This window comes from Lentisphaera araneosa HTCC2155 (assembly GCF_000170755.1).
In the GTDB taxonomy this organism is placed as follows: domain Bacteria; phylum Verrucomicrobiota; class Lentisphaeria; order Lentisphaerales; family Lentisphaeraceae; genus Lentisphaera; species Lentisphaera araneosa.
In genome coordinates this window covers 49437-64154 of record NZ_ABCK01000014.1, presented here as the reverse complement: position 1 = coordinate 64154, position 14718 = coordinate 49437, and the positions used below count along the sequence as shown (strand labels likewise).

General features: G+C 36.7%; 14 protein-coding genes. 8 read left to right on the top strand and 6 right to left on the bottom strand.

Features of this window, described 5'->3' with window-relative positions:
• The first annotated feature begins 45 nt into the window (after nucleotides 1–45).
• Complete coding sequence (locus LNTAR_RS14540; protein ID WP_007279481.1) at nucleotides 46–1518, top strand: IS5 family transposase; 1473 nt, start codon at nucleotides 46–48, stop codon at nucleotides 1516–1518.
• A gap of 939 nt (nucleotides 1519–2457) precedes the next feature.
• On the opposite strand, the gene LNTAR_RS14530 is transcribed toward LNTAR_RS14540, so the two are convergent.
• Both LNTAR_RS14530 and LNTAR_RS14525 read right to left on the bottom strand, forming a co-directional pair.
• Nucleotides 2458–2988, bottom strand: a complete 531-nt coding sequence (locus LNTAR_RS14530) for a transposase (RefSeq protein ID WP_007279479.1) — start codon at nucleotides 2986–2988, stop codon at nucleotides 2458–2460.
• A gap of 347 nt (nucleotides 2989–3335) precedes the next feature.
• Nucleotides 3336–4163 (bottom strand): transposase, encoded by an 828-nt coding sequence (locus tag LNTAR_RS14525; RefSeq protein ID WP_007279478.1) that lies wholly within the window; start codon nucleotides 4161–4163, stop codon nucleotides 3336–3338.
• Between the two features lie 165 nt (nucleotides 4164–4328).
• On the opposite strand from LNTAR_RS14525, the gene LNTAR_RS27570 reads away from it, so the two are divergent.
• Entirely contained in the window at nucleotides 4329–4682 is a 354-nt protein-coding gene (locus LNTAR_RS27570; RefSeq protein ID WP_007279477.1) for a hypothetical protein, read from the top strand.
• A 9-nt stretch (nucleotides 4683–4691) separates the two neighbouring features.
• Here LNTAR_RS27570 and LNTAR_RS14515 read toward each other — a convergent pair whose 3' ends face one another.
• The gene (locus tag LNTAR_RS14515) at nucleotides 4692–6821 is read right to left on the bottom strand and encodes a tetratricopeptide repeat protein (RefSeq protein WP_007279476.1); all 2130 of its coding nucleotides are present in this window, start codon (nucleotides 6819–6821) and stop codon (nucleotides 4692–4694) included.
• Between the two features lie 72 nt (nucleotides 6822–6893).
• Here LNTAR_RS14515 and LNTAR_RS14510 point away from each other — a divergent pair, with 72 nt between their 5' ends.
• Both LNTAR_RS14510 and LNTAR_RS14505 read left to right on the top strand, forming a co-directional pair.
• On the top strand, nucleotides 6894–7199 hold the full coding sequence (locus tag LNTAR_RS14510) for a transposase (protein ID WP_007279475.1): 306 nt from the start codon (nucleotides 6894–6896) through the stop codon (nucleotides 7197–7199).
• A gap of 35 nt (nucleotides 7200–7234) precedes the next feature.
• Nucleotides 7235–8215, top strand: coding sequence for an IS3 family transposase (locus LNTAR_RS14505; RefSeq protein ID WP_157473611.1), 981 nt, complete (start codon nucleotides 7235–7237; stop codon nucleotides 8213–8215).
• A gap of 53 nt (nucleotides 8216–8268) precedes the next feature.
• On the opposite strand, the gene LNTAR_RS14500 is transcribed toward LNTAR_RS14505, so the two are convergent.
• Nucleotides 8269–9219 carry a hypothetical protein gene (locus LNTAR_RS14500; protein ID WP_157473605.1) on the bottom strand — a complete coding sequence of 317 codons (951 nt, stop codon included), beginning with the start codon at nucleotides 9217–9219 and terminating at the stop codon, nucleotides 8269–8271.
• A 345-nt stretch (nucleotides 9220–9564) separates the two neighbouring features.
• On the opposite strand from LNTAR_RS14500, the gene LNTAR_RS14495 reads away from it, so the two are divergent.
• Genes LNTAR_RS14495 through LNTAR_RS14480 form a run of 4 tightly spaced genes read left to right on the top strand, consistent with a single transcriptional unit; the run spans nucleotide 9565 to nucleotide 11938 of the window.
• On the top strand, nucleotides 9565–10215 hold the full coding sequence (locus tag LNTAR_RS14495; RefSeq protein WP_007279472.1) for an alpha/beta hydrolase: 651 nt from the start codon (nucleotides 9565–9567) through the stop codon (nucleotides 10213–10215).
• On the top strand, nucleotides 10212–10505 hold the full coding sequence (locus tag LNTAR_RS14490; protein ID WP_007279471.1) for a hypothetical protein: 294 nt from the start codon (nucleotides 10212–10214) through the stop codon (nucleotides 10503–10505). The genes LNTAR_RS14495 and LNTAR_RS14490 overlap by 4 nt, the downstream gene beginning before the upstream one ends.
• A gap of 9 nt (nucleotides 10506–10514) precedes the next feature.
• Complete coding sequence (locus LNTAR_RS14485) at nucleotides 10515–11453, top strand: AEC family transporter (RefSeq protein ID WP_007279470.1); 939 nt, start codon at nucleotides 10515–10517, stop codon at nucleotides 11451–11453.
• Between the two features lie 2 nt (nucleotides 11454–11455).
• Complete coding sequence (locus LNTAR_RS14480) at nucleotides 11456–11938, top strand: GNAT family N-acetyltransferase (protein ID WP_007279469.1); 483 nt, start codon at nucleotides 11456–11458, stop codon at nucleotides 11936–11938.
• Between the two features lie 162 nt (nucleotides 11939–12100).
• On the opposite strand, the gene LNTAR_RS14475 is transcribed toward LNTAR_RS14480, so the two are convergent.
• A complete protein-coding gene (locus LNTAR_RS14475; RefSeq protein WP_007279468.1) occupies nucleotides 12101–13051 on the bottom strand; it encodes a TIM barrel protein in 951 nt (316 codons plus the stop codon).
• Between the two features lie 58 nt (nucleotides 13052–13109).
• Nucleotides 13110–14621 carry a DUF5077 domain-containing protein gene (locus tag LNTAR_RS14470; RefSeq protein ID WP_007279467.1) on the bottom strand — a complete coding sequence of 504 codons (1512 nt, stop codon included), beginning with the start codon at nucleotides 14619–14621 and terminating at the stop codon, nucleotides 13110–13112.
• Nucleotides 14622–14718: the final 97 nt, after the last annotated feature.

The window sequence follows — 14718 nt, the reverse complement described above, 5'->3', positions numbered from 1 at the left end:
ATCTGTAATCAAAACACCTCAAAATAGTCATTAGGTTTGCAGAAGATGTACAAAAACACGAGTTTAGAGCCGAAAATGGCCAACCTCCCTTATTTCCTGGATACGACACTCAATGTAGATAACCGTTGGGTGAAATTATCCACTCTAATTCCTTGGTCAGATGTAGAAGAGATCTACGCTTTAAACTTCACTAGTCAGAAAGGCCCTAAGGCAATATCTGCTCGTGCAGCATTTGGTTCGCTTATCATTCAGGTGAAGCTAAGTTTAACCGATGAAGAAACGGTTGAGACGATTGCCGAAAATCCCTATATGCAATACTTCATAGGTCTTGAGCGATATGAACAAAAAGCTCCATTTGATTCAAGTATGATGACTCACTTCAGAAAACGATTCAACGCCCAAGGTATCAAGGATATTGACGAACTCTTACATTCCGCTACTAGAGAAAAGTCAGATGTTTCTGACGATGACTCTGATGATGATCAGCCACCGAGCAATAAAGGCTCGATAATTGTTGATGCCAGTTGTGTTCCCGCCGACATTCATTACCCAACTGACTTAGGTTTATTAAACAAAGCTCGTGAGAAAACAGAAGACATTATTGATATACTTTGGCGCAATCGATCTAATGTGGATGAGAAAGTAAAACCTCGAACTTACCGTGAGATCGGAAGGAAAAGCTTCTTGAGTATCGTACTACAAAAGCGTGCTTCGAAAAAGAAAAGACGTCAAGCTCTCGAGAAGCAGTTGAATTCAGTAAGAAGAAACCTTTCCAGTATAAATGAGCTCAAAAAGTACGCAGACCTATCCTTGTTGAAGTCAAATTTATACCGTGATTTATTAGTGATCGATACACTTTACCAGCAACAGCAATATATGTATGATAATAATGTAAAGAGTGTGAATGATCGAATTGTAAGCATTCATCAACCGCACGTACGCCCTATTGTGCGAGGCAAAGCAGGTGCTCATACCGAGTTTGGTGCAAAGATATCTATTAGTGTTGTCGACGGCTGGAGTTTTCTCGATACAATAAATTTCGACGCATACAACGAAGGTTCGGAACTTATCTCTCAAATTGAACAATATAAAGATCGTTTTGGTTACTACCCCGAATCAGCGCACGCTGATAAGATATACCGTAACAAAGTCAATCGAGCCTACTGTAAAAAACACGGAATACGAATAAGCGGACCCTGTTTAGGAAGACCCCCAAAAGATCTGAAACTTCGTAAAGAACAAAAAGAAATTCAACGACAAGATGAGGCAGTGAGAAATACGGTTGAAGGATGCTTTGGAGTTGCGAAAAGACGATACAAATTAGATAGAATATTTACAAAAATCAAAGGCTCTTCGAAGAGCCTTATCGCTCTTATATTCATGGTGATGAATTTGGAGAAGGCAATGGCCTTTATAGCCGTTGTTTACTTTTCCATTATTAATACATTCCGCCGAATCATTAGGCAGGTTCAAGGAAGTTCTCAAGTTATCTTATTCAAAACACTTATTATTCAGTAGCCCCTAAATACTCCTCAAATTAACCAACTACAGCTTTTTGAGGTAGTTCACAAATCCTTGTCACGGATTCAGGAATTAGATCCAAGATAATGATAAGATGGGATTTTTATATTTAATTGAAATAATTAGCACACTTATTTTACTAAAACAACAAAATCACTCAAATGTTTATCGGGAAAAATATCAATCCCTAAATAACATTTAAATTTATAAATTAATGCAAAGGCTAGTATGCACATAAAAGATGTGATTAAAACCAAAACAAAAGTGAGTGATATTTTACAGACATTATTTTCCATAGCTTTGCTATATATAATTGTTTTCTTCATATTTATTTAAGTACTTTATATTAAATTATTTAATAGTTTTGTTTGTAAGGGAATACCGCTGAAACAAAGAAGATGTGACAGTTCTTTGTATAAATCGACTATTTATTTAGGGGCTAATGAAGAAAACGGAGAAAACGGGGGAGAAAACGGGGACATCCATTTAGCCAAATTTGTCAAGTAGACAATAAATCTTTGTATCCGTTTTTTTGTTTTTTAAAACGACTTGTGCTTAAAAATGTTTAGTTCAGCTCATCTTTGTTTCTTCTTTTCGGGTACGGGTCTTTCACTTAATGTGAAGTCCCTCCAGACATCCATATAAGGTCAAAGGCTTTAAAGGAGCCCTGTCGATCTATTCAGCTTCTCTTTTTAGCTGCTAATCGACGCCTTAGAAACTACTTGTGGTCAATCCCTCGCTGTCCTATTCAGGTGTAAATCAAGGCTCAATTCTATCATGTGGAATCGTCCAGTACATATCGGGCTCAGTAAGGAGTGAGTCATCATCTAAACTTCTTTTGATTTAAAGAAACCTTTTACAGCGATCTAATCAGGTGATAGAGGCTCAAAGTCCAAGTCCCCATTGACGGCTTCACTGCAAAAGATTCCAGATTTTTTAATTATTTAGTCTTTGTAAACGTTCATATTTTTGTCTTCCAAAAAAATCAATGGGATCAAATTTTTGTTTTCTCTGGAGCATGAAATAAATTGATCGACAAATCTTATGAGTGTAAATAGCTCTAGCTTTTCGTTCTCCGTGTTGCCTTATTAGGTCATTTGAAAAAGCTTTCATCAAAGGGTTTCTTTTTGATAGTACTGCAGCCTGGCTATAGGCCCACTTCAAAAATGGATTGCCGATTTTTGCTCCACTATAGCCATAGCTTTTTCCAGCACTTTCTTTTTTACATTTAATCACTCGACAATAACTCGAATACTTACCTGGGCTTTTAAACCTTTTGATGTCGTGAGTTTCATAGATAATGACCATACCAAGGGTATCGCCTACTCCAGGCATTGACTTTACTATTTCAAATTCTTCATTGTAGGCACTATTTAAAGTGAATTCTTTGAGATCTTTATCCACTGCGATCAACTCTTTTGTATAAGCCATCAATAGATTTGTGTTGAGCTGATAGTTCCGTTCCATCGCGATGCCACCTATCCCAGAAAAGTCCTGATGTTCTACTAGACTTTCTAGTTTATCTGGTTTTGACCTCATGTATAAAGGGGGGACAAAGGGAGGGGGACAAAGGGACGGGGGGGGACAAAGGGACGGGTGATTTTAAGGGAGAAATATTACGTTTGTAGAATTTGTTGCTTATATTTTTGAGGATGTGGTGGTGGTAGTCAAGGAAAGGCCTTTGAATGACGCTTAGTTTTCTTAGCTTAGGTCTCGAGCTTGAATTTCATGTTATTTTTGACGTTTTTTGTGTACAAATGACTGAATTCAAATAAAGCAGTAGCTAGGGTTTAAAATCTTGTTTATTAATTGTTTTAGATGAAGCAAATATCACTTGTGCTTTTTATGTCTGGAGAAAGCTGATAATGCTTTTTAATGAGCTTAGTAATGAAGTTTTTACTGCCAATAATTTTACTATGCGTCCAAATGGGTTGACGTTTACTAAATTCCTTTGTTGATGCATCACAGATTATGGTTTCAATAGTTTGATAAAAGCACCTTATTGTTTCTTTTGATTTTGATCCTAATGCAGTGGGTAGATGTTTAAGCAAATTCACTTCTAATGGATGTTTTTTACTTGTCATATAAATACCATAAGATGAATAAATATAATTGTTGTTTTCATCTAAGATATTAGCTCGGAGCGGATTTAGCTCTACATATTTAATACAGCGAAGTAATGAATTTCCGCCTTCTAAAATCACACTTTTAAAACGATCAGCCCAGAAATAGCCACGTCTATTATGAGTTCGATTATACCAAGCAGTGAATGATTGCTGAAGGACTTTCATAAAGTCAGATACATCGCTTAAACGTTGACGCCATTGTTCGATTGTTTCATATGACTCCCATAGAGGTTCAGGGTGGAAATGCCCTTTTGAATGACCATAGAAGTCCTGCCAGCGTGTTTTTATTTCTTCAGTAGATATTTTTCCTGGGCTGAAGAGAACCAAATGATAATGATTGGACATAATGCAGTAGGATAAAAGCTCAATTTTATAGAGCTTCAAATACTTGTTCATTATTGTAATAAACATCTGTTTTTCTTCATGACCAAATGGGTAAGAACTCTTTGTCCCCGCAATGCGATTCATCACATGGTAGTAGGTTCCACTATCTGATTTTAGTCTAGCTGATCTCATACTAAGTCCTCACATAATATACTAATAAATATATGTTATATGCTGACTTGATAAAAGGCAATTTTATTTCTTTTCAAAATCACCCGTCCCCCAAAAAACCGCCAATATCTGATTTTAGTCTAGCTGATCTCATACTAAGTCCTCACATAATATACTAATAAATATATGTTATATGCTGACTTGATAAAAGGCAATTTTATTTCTTTTCAAAATCACCCGTACCCAAAAAACCGTGATAAAAGGCAATTTTATTTCTTTTCAAAATCACCCGTCCCCCAAAAACCCCCCTTTCCTTATGACTTGAGTCAGTTCAATAAATTGAATCGTCTCTTTGCCTTTGAGATCAAGCAATTGCGTTTGCTCTTGCCCGTGGGCTTCAATTCTAAGCTACTTTTTGAAATGATTCGTCAATTAAAATCATTGAACTACGCGGGAAAAATGATCTTCAGTGCGGACGAACCTAAGATGAGCCAAATTGAGTATCTCATCGAAGAGGTCGAAAACCTCTATAAACATTAGGCAAAAACTTTAGTCATCTCTTAATTGATTTAAAATACTATTGATTATAGATATATCACCAATAATGGCTCCCGTTGACTTACGCGTAAAATCATTAATGCTTTTAGATGTATGGTGAAAAAAACGATCTGTTTTTTCTTTTTTGTTAAGTCTCGTTAAACTTGCATTAAGTGGGTAGAGTTTGTTTGGGGGGACATAATTGATGTATGTCTTGATTTCGGATGTTTTGTTCCATAATATTTTGTAATTTTTTATACCATTTAAATCATAACCACTCGAATGATCATACGGAGATAATTCCAATAAGTTTAGAATGATAATTTCTAACTCAGAGTCGTCTATTTTAGTTCGATCTGCCAAGCTATGTATTTTTTTCCATGAATTTATATACTTAGGATCAATTTTGACAGCTTCTCTGTAATAACTTACTGCATCATCAAACTTTCCTTGTTCTTCTTTTAAGTATCCTAGTAGATAGTGTAACTGAGGGTTTTGAGGGTCATTACTTAACATTTTAGAGAAAGTATTTTCTGCAATTCCCTGTGCCTTTTTACCATCAAAAATACCTTCGCATCCAAAACAATGACTTTCGACCCTCCCAAAACTAGAAGGCATTAATTCATAAGCTTTTTTATAGTGTTTTTCAGCTTTTTTAAGTTCGCCTATCGATGCATATCTAATGGCTAAGCGTGATTGAATGCAGTAAGCGTCAGTGAAAAACTCAAGTGACTTTTCATAGATGGCAATAGCTTTCTTTTTCATGCCCATTTCAAAATACTGATCCGCTTCTTCGGCTAACCTTATAGCTTTCATCACATCTCGAAATAGGGTGGCAGTATCATTATCTCCTAATTTCTCCTTTATGTCAGCCATGATGCTGTAGACTCTCATGCGGTCACCTCGGCCAGTTTCACCATCGGAAGGATCAATATTAATAGCCTGTTGTGCAATGATTTCTGCTTCTTCATATTTTTTAAGATTGTAAAGAACTTTTGCTTTCCAAATTAACGGGCGCTCTTCAAAACGGTTGATCTTATAGATTGAATCTAAGTACTTTAGACTTTCTTTCGGTTTTGAAATAGATAATAAAGCTGAATAAAGTCGATCAGAGGTAAATCTTGTTTTTAAGCAAAAAAGAATAATTTCTTTTGCAGTTTTGTGATCGCCTAATTTAATAAAAGTATCTGCAATCATATACGCAAATGCGTCATTTTCATTAATCAAAAAATCTTTTAAATCCTTATGTCCCCAATAGGAGACTGAATCAAGAAGAAGTTTCACATCCTCATGTTTTTTTAATTTATAGTAGATTTCCGTTACTAGCATCCAATAATCACGGCCTTCATAACTGCTGTAAATGTTTTTTTGACGCAATTCCCTTTTAATTTGCTTAAGACAGATTTTCTCTGCTGCAACAAATTTATTATTATCAATTAAAACTGAAATTAAATCCCTTAAATAATAACTATCTACCTCTGTAAAATCGTATGTAAGTAACATATCTATTAGTGCAAGTTTAATAGTTTCCTTTGTTGATTTGTCTGCAATTTTTACTAATGAAATAATATTTTTAATTATTTGACCTGTAATTCGCTTTTTTAATTCTTTATCAAATCCTTTAAGTGAAACTTTATGTACTTCTTGTACTTGTTTAAAAGCTTTGTCGAGTTTACTCTCAGCTATTAAAAACTCGATTCTTTCAATTTTGAGATTAAGAGCTTGATCAGGATTCAATTCCCTGTTCAGCAGGATTTCGTCAATATAAGATAAAGACTCTTGAGTTTTACCAGCAATTTTTGCAGACTCTAAGTACGCGTAGAATATTTTTAGATTTATTTCTTTATCTAATGAAGATTTAAAAAAATCATAAAGTAAAACTTCTTTCTTTTGATTTATAAATTCCTCCCCAATAGAACCATAAAGAGATAAATAGCCTCTATTAGAAATCAACTTCGATAATACATCATAAGCTTTTTCTAGTTTATTATCTAACAGTAAAGAATAGAAATAAAATCGTAGAGCTTCATTTAGTTCATGATCACGATGATGATAATTATTTTTGTCTGTTGTCAGCTCTAAAACCTTTCCACTTTTAAGCTCTAGTTTTTCCTTGTTTTCTTTGGGTTTGTCCTGCCTCACTCAAAGGTTCGCAATTTTGGATGTCAGATTTTCAGCTTATAATAAAACAAGAAAATAAGCAAGGAATAAGCTATGTCTGAAAAAGCAAGAAACCATATTAGCAGTGCAGAGAAAGTGTTAGCTGTTAAACGTCATTTACTCGAAGGAGTCGAGGTATCGGTAATTTGTGAAGAGTTAGATATCAACCCAAATCGTTTCTATGAATGGCAAAGTAAGCTCTTTAGCAATGGATCAGAAGCGTTAACACCGTCAAAGGAATCGCGAGCGGTCAAGAAAAAGATTGAAACTTTAGAGTCAAAAATTCGTCAAAAAGATCAAGTCGTCTTAGAACTTGCCAGCGAACTGATCGAAGCCAAAAAAAAAGCTGGGGAACTTTAAATAAACTTTGGGTTGAGCCTGATTTACGCGATGAGATCGTTGATTTCGTAGCTGACAAGAAGGCTCAATGCAAAATAAGCGAAGAACGCCTACTAGTATATATCGGCATTAGCCGAAGGAGGTTTTATGACTGGAAACAAGCTCATGGAGAACCTCGGAAATACTCTGATAACTTTATACGGACGAATATGATTACGAATCAAGAGAAAGAGGCTATTATTGATTTCTATCTATGCCACCCTTCGGATGGCTATCGTCGTTGTGCTTACATGATGATTGATCAGGATATTGCCTACGTTCAACCATCTTCCGTATACAGGGTCTTAAGCAAAGCTGGCGTTATGAGAAACCGTAACGCCAAAGAAAGTAAAAAAGGTACAGGCTTTGTACAGCCGCTAAAGGCTCATGAACAATGGCATTCCGATATTACTAACATCACTGCTGGTGATACGGTGTATTATCTAATCAGTATTCTCGATGGATATAGCCGCTCCATTATTGCCTGGGAATTAAGGGAAAGTATGAAAGTGCAAGATGTTAATATCGTTTTTCAAAAAGCTAAGGAACTTTATCCTGAGGCTCGACCACGGTGCATCAGTGATAACGGCTCACAATACAAATGTAAGGAGTTTTCACAATTCATTACCCGCAATGAATATTCACATACAAGCACATCGCCTTATTATCCGCAAAGTAATGGCAAGCAAGAGCGTTTTCACGGCTCTCTGAAAAAGGAATGTATCAGAGTTAATTGCCCTTTGAGTATGGCTGATGCTAAGCGTCTTATCGGCGAATATATTGAGTATTACAATACCCAGAGGCTTCACAGCTCTATTTACTATATCGCTCCACATGACAGGCTTAATGGTCTCACGCAACAGATTCTTGACAAGAGAGATCAAAAATTAAAACTGGCTAAACAAAAGAGAATGGAAAGCAATTCCATAATCTCAATGCAGCCACACTTCTCAAAAAACACCTCAATGGAGGGGGAGGTTGGTGGAATGCGGGGATAAATGAATGATTAAGGACTTATCGGTTATTGATTTTTTAATCGCCTATGATAGGTCTATACCACCCAGCTTAAAATCGATTTCATTTTGAGAAGTTTTAGATGAACCAAGACAGGTTTATTTACAAACTTTTTTTCAAAAGCTTCAAATAATTCAATATTAGGTATATCAAAACAAAGTTCCCAGTGAGCTTTATTTAGCTCAGCAATCATTTTTAAAGCTATTTTCTGTGCTAAAGAATAAGTATCACTGCCTTTAACAAAACGAAATGATAAGTTTATGTTTTTTGTCTTGAAAGTTTTAACTAATATTTTTTCAGCTTCTTTTCTTCCTACAAGTGTCACTAAATCTGGCATATTAATATATTGTGGAGAGTCGTACTGACTAGCTTGGTTAAGATCTTCCTCTAACTGGACAATTTCTGGTGGTTTTGAACCTTCCACTTCTAGTGATAAAAGGGGGATTAATGAAGCCAATAAACTATTCTGGTGTCTTTTATCAGAGTCATCTAAATTATTAATTTGATTTGATAACTCTGTAACAATCTCTTCTTGCTTCACAATATCATTATTGAGAACACTCATGAGTAACTTAAGATGAAGTTCACGGACTTTATCTTTGTTAGTATTGCCTTCTCTTTTTTCAATTAAGGTAGTTAACTCATCCCATTTATTTGGTTCTGGGAATAAATCTAATAAATGCCCCTTTTTTTCTTTCTTGAAATAGTCATATAGTTCCATGTAATTATCATAATTGAGTTCTAAATAACTATCATAAAGAGCCAGCCAATTGAGACTTACCTCTGCATTATTATTCTGTTTATTTTTATTTTTAATTCCTTCATAAACAGCAAGCCATTCCTGTACTGGACTTTTAGACTTTTCTTCTTCATCTTGGACAGAAACTTGTTTTAGAAAATTATTAGCTCCGAGACACTGGATTTCACCTGAATAGCTGTTGAAAATAAAAGCTGAAGTCGCAATAAATATTAGTTTCGCTCTCATCATTCCCCCTTAATGTTTTAGATGATTTTAATTTATTATTCCATTTATGATTTTCTAGCTATAGGGATATAGCTCACATTAAAAAGCTTATCTATTTACAAGTCTTTTATCTTCCTGGAGTTTTAATGAAAGTATAGGTGGTGAGCCTTTGAAAAGTCGTATTTATAAAGGTGTATATGTGAAAAATAGATATCCCCAAAACTATTGAAATGTCATTGCTAGAGTCAACAAGTTAGATTTTTAAAGTTAAAGCTTGTTTAGGCAAATCATTAAAGTTATTTTTCAAATTCGTGACTATGTAATTTTAAGTCGCTCACTATATTGACGAAATTTTATTTGGAGTCAAAAATGTTTGAAATTACTGAGTGGCAGCGAAGTGGCGATAAAGCGACGCGAGCCCTTGTTATTATGATGCATGGCTATGGAGCCGATATGCATGATTTAGTTCCTTTATCTTCAGCTTTTGGGCCAGGAGTTGTGACTTATAGCCTCAATGCACCGGGCTTATTACCTTCGCCCGAAGGAACGATTATGGGGCGTTCGTGGTTTAATTTAATTTCGAGCCCTTTTGGAATGGAATACGACCTCGAAGATGTTGAGGATTCAGCTCAAGCGGTAAAGACTTTCCTCGAAAAAATTATCCCACAAGAAAATGCCCCAAAAGTTTATTTGCTCGGCTTTTCCCAGGGAGCCTGCTTGGTTCATTATTTACTTTTGCGAGAAGCGCAAATGATTGATGGGGGTATGGCGCTGAGTGGACGCTTTGTGGATGAAGTTTTTGAAGGCGATTTTAACTGGTCAGAAATTCAAGATAAAAAACTCTTCATGAGTCATGGTGAAAGTGATTATGTCATCTCCTACGAATCAGGAGAGAAAATTAGAGAGTTTTACATTGGCAATGAAAAGTCTTTTGATTTTGTCGATTTCCCTGGTGGTCACGACATACCCGTAAAAGTTTTTAAGGCAATGAAAAATTGGTTTAATAAGGTGTGTTCATGAAGAAAGTGAACCTCATTGCTTCTGCAAAAATCAGCATCATGGATAGTCATGAAAATGCGATCATCCTTATCTTCAAAAATGCAGATGCGGGCTTTAGTGGCCTATGTGTTCAAGGCTCATCATTAAGTGAGCTTTTTAAAGGCAAAACAGAGCGCGAGCCCTATGATGCCTGTCGAGACTGGTTTAGCGAGCATCAAGATGGCTTTCTAGATGTGAAAACACTCGATTTACAAGACTCTCAAGTGAAACGTGCATTGGCAAGGTCGGAAGAGCTTCTCAAGAGCCTATAGGCACTTCTGATGGAAGCTGTCGTCAATTCAATCCTCCCGGTATTTGCCCTTATCATTATCGGTAAAGTGATTCACTATTACCGATTTTTTAAGGATGATTTTTTTAAGCAATGCAATGACTTGGTCTATTATTTAGCTTTGCCTTCTTTGCTGTTTATTTCTGCAGCGGGAGCCAATCCCAAGCAGATATTAGGTTCTTTGAAGTTCAGTGCTGTTTTGTGTGCGACAGCCTTATCTTGCGTACTTTTAAGCTTGATTGTAGCATGTTTACTGAAGATGAAGCGTTCCCATGCTGCAACCGCTTCGCATGTGGCTTTTCGAGGTAATTTGGCTTACGCGGGAATGCCCGTAGTATTTTTACTCTTTAGTAGTTTAGCTTATAGTGATTCCGACTTAGCCCGTGCGGTTATTATGATTCTTCCGGTAATCGTTTTCTACAATTTACTCGGATTGATTTTAGCGATGCGGGGAGATGATTCAAAAGAGAAAATTAGTGCGCTGAAGTTGTGTGCCCAAATAGCTAAGAATCCACTCATTATTTCTAGTGTGGCGGGTTTGATTTTTGCCTGCCTAAAGATTGACTTGCCCACTTTTGCGCAATCCACATTTAAGAGTATTGGGTCCATGAGCTTTCCCTTAGTTCTCTTAGCGCTTGGTGCTTCACTTTCTTTAAGTCAAAGTAAAAAGATCATCAAAGAAACCGTGACCTTTAGTCTTGTGAAGTGCTTGGTGTCGCCATTAATTGCAGCGGGCTTTTTATTGCTTATTCAAAGTTCCGATTCCGATCGCTGTGCATTGCTGATTTATGCAGCTTGTCCAAGTGCGGTTTCGTCTTATATTTTCACGTCAAAATATCATGGTTGGAAAGAACTCAACTCCGCTGTCGTTGTAGTGAGTACACTTCTATCATTGCCGGTGATGGCAGCTCTTATTTTAATTCTGGAATAGTTATGAATTTACAAATTATTAAAGTCGATTATAGCGATGAAAAGCAGGGAGTAGATTTATGCTACCTCTTAAACGAATACGCCAAGGACCCCATGGGTGGAGGCGAAGCGCTTAATAAGAAAGTGTTAAATTCACTCCCGGCTAAACTTCAAGACTTTCCTGGAGCTACAAGTTTTATTGCCTACCTAGATAATCAGCCAGCGGGTTTAGTGAATGGCTTTTTGGGTTTTTCGACTTTTAAAGCTCAGCCACTTTTTAATATTCACGATTTCGCAGTACTCAAAAAATATCGCGGAATGAAAGTGAGTTCTCAGCTCATGAAGACTATAGATGAGTATGCTAAAGAGCAGTGCTGTTGTAAGATCACTCTTGAGGTACTCAACAAGAACCAAATTGCCCTACAAGCTTACAAAAATTTTGGTTTTGCTGCTTACGAACTTGATCCAAAGGCCGGGCAAGCAATTTTCCTAGAAAAAGAGATATAGAGCTAAGAAAATGCAGGCAAGATGCCTGCGCTCCCAGCTTAATTAGAAATACCGCATAGAATGAGGAGCTCCCAGCTTATTTAACTGCAGCGAATGAAATGAGCGATCTGCAGTGAGCTATGCGAACGATCTGCAAGCACGAAGTGCAATCTTTTAACTTTTTTAGACCTTAGCAATCACCGCACGTGTTTTTTGAATAGCTTCTGCAAGGAAGGCTTTTGGTTCGCGTTTGCGGTATTCGGGATTGTAGAGTTCAAGAGAAACACAGCCCTTGTAGCCGATCTCTTTCAGGGGCTTGAGGTAACTCACGAGATCAATTTGGCCGTCGCCAGGAAGTACGCGGCGACTATCTAGTCCTTTGGCATTGCTGGGCTTGAGGTCTTTTGCGGCATCCGCAAATTGAAAGATGGTGATCATCTCTGGATTGAGTCGTCCAATGCCATTGGGAGATTCCTCTGTAAGGAACATATGGAAAGTATCGGGGATGACCTGAGCGTTTTCAACACCCGAGAGTAGGCCAATATGAACGGCATCGGCAAGTTTCTCTAAACCGGGAACAAAGTTGAGAAAAATGATGCCTGGATCGAGATTAAATTCCTTAGCCATTTTACAAATTTCGGCATAAGCCCAAGCGGCATTATAATGATCTAAAGGTTCTTTGCGGTCAAATTTGGGGATGATTTGTGCATGAGAAGCACCAACTTCACTGATCATGCGCAGACGTTCACGATGTTGCTCGCGATCTTTTTCAAAGGTTTCTTTATCTGGAGCCAAAGAACCCCAAACACCAATGACGCTTGGAACAAACATGCCGAGGTCTTTGACTTTTTGTGCGAGGTCTTTGAGACTTTTACCTGACTCTTCATGAGCTTTGAGTTCGCGATCCCAAGGTTCAATAGCATCGAAACCCGCTTCAGCAGCAAGCTCGATCTTTTTTTCGAGGGAGATTTTCTTGGAGAGAGTCGCCGTATCGAGACAGAGAGGCCAAGGACTTATGCCGTTCTGCCAAGAGTTTTTTACTTTGGAACTTGTCTTGTTTGAGGCACAAGAGGATAGGGCTACGGTGGCGGCTCCAGCAGCGATAGTGGATTTAATGAATTCTCGTCTTTGCATATAATTCTCTCCTAAGTTTGTTTACACTTTATTACTTCACCAAAAATTAAACTTTACATTAAATATAAATGTATTCTAAATTTCCTTCGGTTTTCTTTGGTGGTATATCTTCGTTTATGACGTCATTTTTCTCTTTATCTAAATTAATGTTATCGAGCTTCGGCGCAGTATTTTTATTACTGATTTTTGCCGTACTATGGTTTTCTTGTATAGAACTTTTTTTATTTGTATGAGTCTGTGGAGTTGGTGTTTTTTCTAAACTGGCGTAGCTCTTACTTTTCTCTATTTTATAATGAAAGACAGTTTGTTTGTCTGATTGATCAAGATTGAAAACAGGTAAGCCACTTATTTTGAGTTGACTTAAGTTCATGACCGCAATTCCCGGTTTTGTTTTTGGGACAATCGTCACGGTATACGTACCAGCTTTGTTGATATAGATTTTACCTAAATCTACTTTTTGAAAAGCAGTCCAATTTTCGGTTTTCACGACCTTCGCACTCAGTTCTTGTGCGCCAATATTAACGCTATATTCCGCGAGTTCGTCGTGAGGAAAAGCTTGTTCAATACTAACATTAACGAAGCCTGGATGTTTGAGTTCAACTTGCCATTTAATCCAAGTTTGAGAATCATTCCAAAATTCTAAAGCACCATTTATAAGGCGCGCTTCACCCTGGTTAATGAGTTCACCTTGATCCGCTTTGAGTGTAAACTGAAGTTTTTCTGCAGCCTCTTTTTTCTGTAAGAATTCATCAATGCTATAAAGTGAGTTAGGAAGTTTTTGCCAATGTGATTTACTATAAGTACGATAGAGGCTTTTTTGGTGTGTTTTTAAGATATGATTATTGATATACCAAGCGAGACTGTGACTGGTGAAGTCATTTAGATCGCGATGTTGTTTAATGTATTTGTAAAGTTGGGCATGACTAGCTAATGATCGTTTGAGTCCTCTTAAGCTAGCTTTTGTTGGCACCATCATTTTTTCACCATGACATTCGAAACAACGCGATTTATAGAGTTCGGCATTGTAGTGAGTGAACTGTTTTTTCGTACCTGCTTTCATGATGAAAAATTCTTTAAGACTAAAAGAATTAATGGGGATGATACGCATACGGTGGATTTTTACCTCACTATTAAAATTTAAGACAATTTCATTAGCCTTATTATTTTCATTGTGACTACCGTTGAAATATTCAGGGTTAAAGCGTGATGCATCGCCGAAGTATATAGTTGGTTTTTCGGGGACTCTAATAGACTTTTGTTCATTAGCTAAACGTCTGTAAGTAAAGTTTATGTGTTTAAGTCGTTTAGTAGGGAGATCGATTGCTAATTTTTGCTGATCAACACTTAAACTACTGTTCTCTGATAAAGCTTCCACCATGATATCGACTTGAACAGCAAGCTGATCTGTTAATATCGATAGATTTCCTTGACCTTGAAAAACGTTGTCTTTTAAGGAAAAATCATCAGTTTTTAATGCTTGGATTTGTTTGCCATTAAATAAATATTGGGTTTTAGCGATAGCACTTACAAGGCATAAGTGAATAATAATTAGGCTATATACTACTTTCATTATCGTCTCCTTTTTTATTACCTTTAGACGATAAAACTATTTTATCAAACAAAACTAGTATACTTCTAGTGTGTTTTTATATGTTAGCCTAAAAAAG

Bases quoted from the DNA above. Each gene is read 5' to 3' on its own strand.
- LNTAR_RS14530 (WP_007279479.1), bottom strand. From the start codon at position 2,988: ATGGAACGGAACTATCAGCTCAACACAAATCTATTGATGGCTTATACA.
- LNTAR_RS14480 (WP_007279469.1), top strand. From the start codon at position 11,456: ATGAATTTACAAATTATTAAAGTCGATTATAGCGATGAAAAGCAGGGA.
- LNTAR_RS14470 (WP_007279467.1), bottom strand. From the start codon at position 14,621: ATGAAAGTAGTATATAGCCTAATTATTATTCACTTATGCCTTGTAAGT.
- LNTAR_RS27570 (WP_007279477.1), top strand. From the start codon at position 4,329: ATGTTATATGCTGACTTGATAAAAGGCAATTTTATTTCTTTTCAAAAT.
- LNTAR_RS14490 (WP_007279471.1), top strand. From the start codon at position 10,212: ATGAAGAAAGTGAACCTCATTGCTTCTGCAAAAATCAGCATCATGGAT.
- LNTAR_RS14500 (WP_157473605.1), bottom strand. From the start codon at position 9,219: ATGATGAGAGCGAAACTAATATTTATTGCGACTTCAGCTTTTATTTTC.
- LNTAR_RS14525 (WP_007279478.1), bottom strand. From the start codon at position 4,163: ATGAGATCAGCTAGACTAAAATCAGATAGTGGAACCTACTACCATGTG.
- LNTAR_RS14510 (WP_007279475.1), top strand. From the start codon at position 6,894: ATGTCTGAAAAAGCAAGAAACCATATTAGCAGTGCAGAGAAAGTGTTA.
- LNTAR_RS14485 (WP_007279470.1), top strand. From the start codon at position 10,515: ATGGAAGCTGTCGTCAATTCAATCCTCCCGGTATTTGCCCTTATCATT.
- LNTAR_RS14475 (WP_007279468.1), bottom strand. From the start codon at position 13,051: ATGCAAAGACGAGAATTCATTAAATCCACTATCGCTGCTGGAGCCGCC.
- LNTAR_RS14540 (WP_007279481.1), top strand. From the start codon at position 46: ATGTACAAAAACACGAGTTTAGAGCCGAAAATGGCCAACCTCCCTTAT.
- LNTAR_RS14495 (WP_007279472.1), top strand. From the start codon at position 9,565: ATGTTTGAAATTACTGAGTGGCAGCGAAGTGGCGATAAAGCGACGCGA.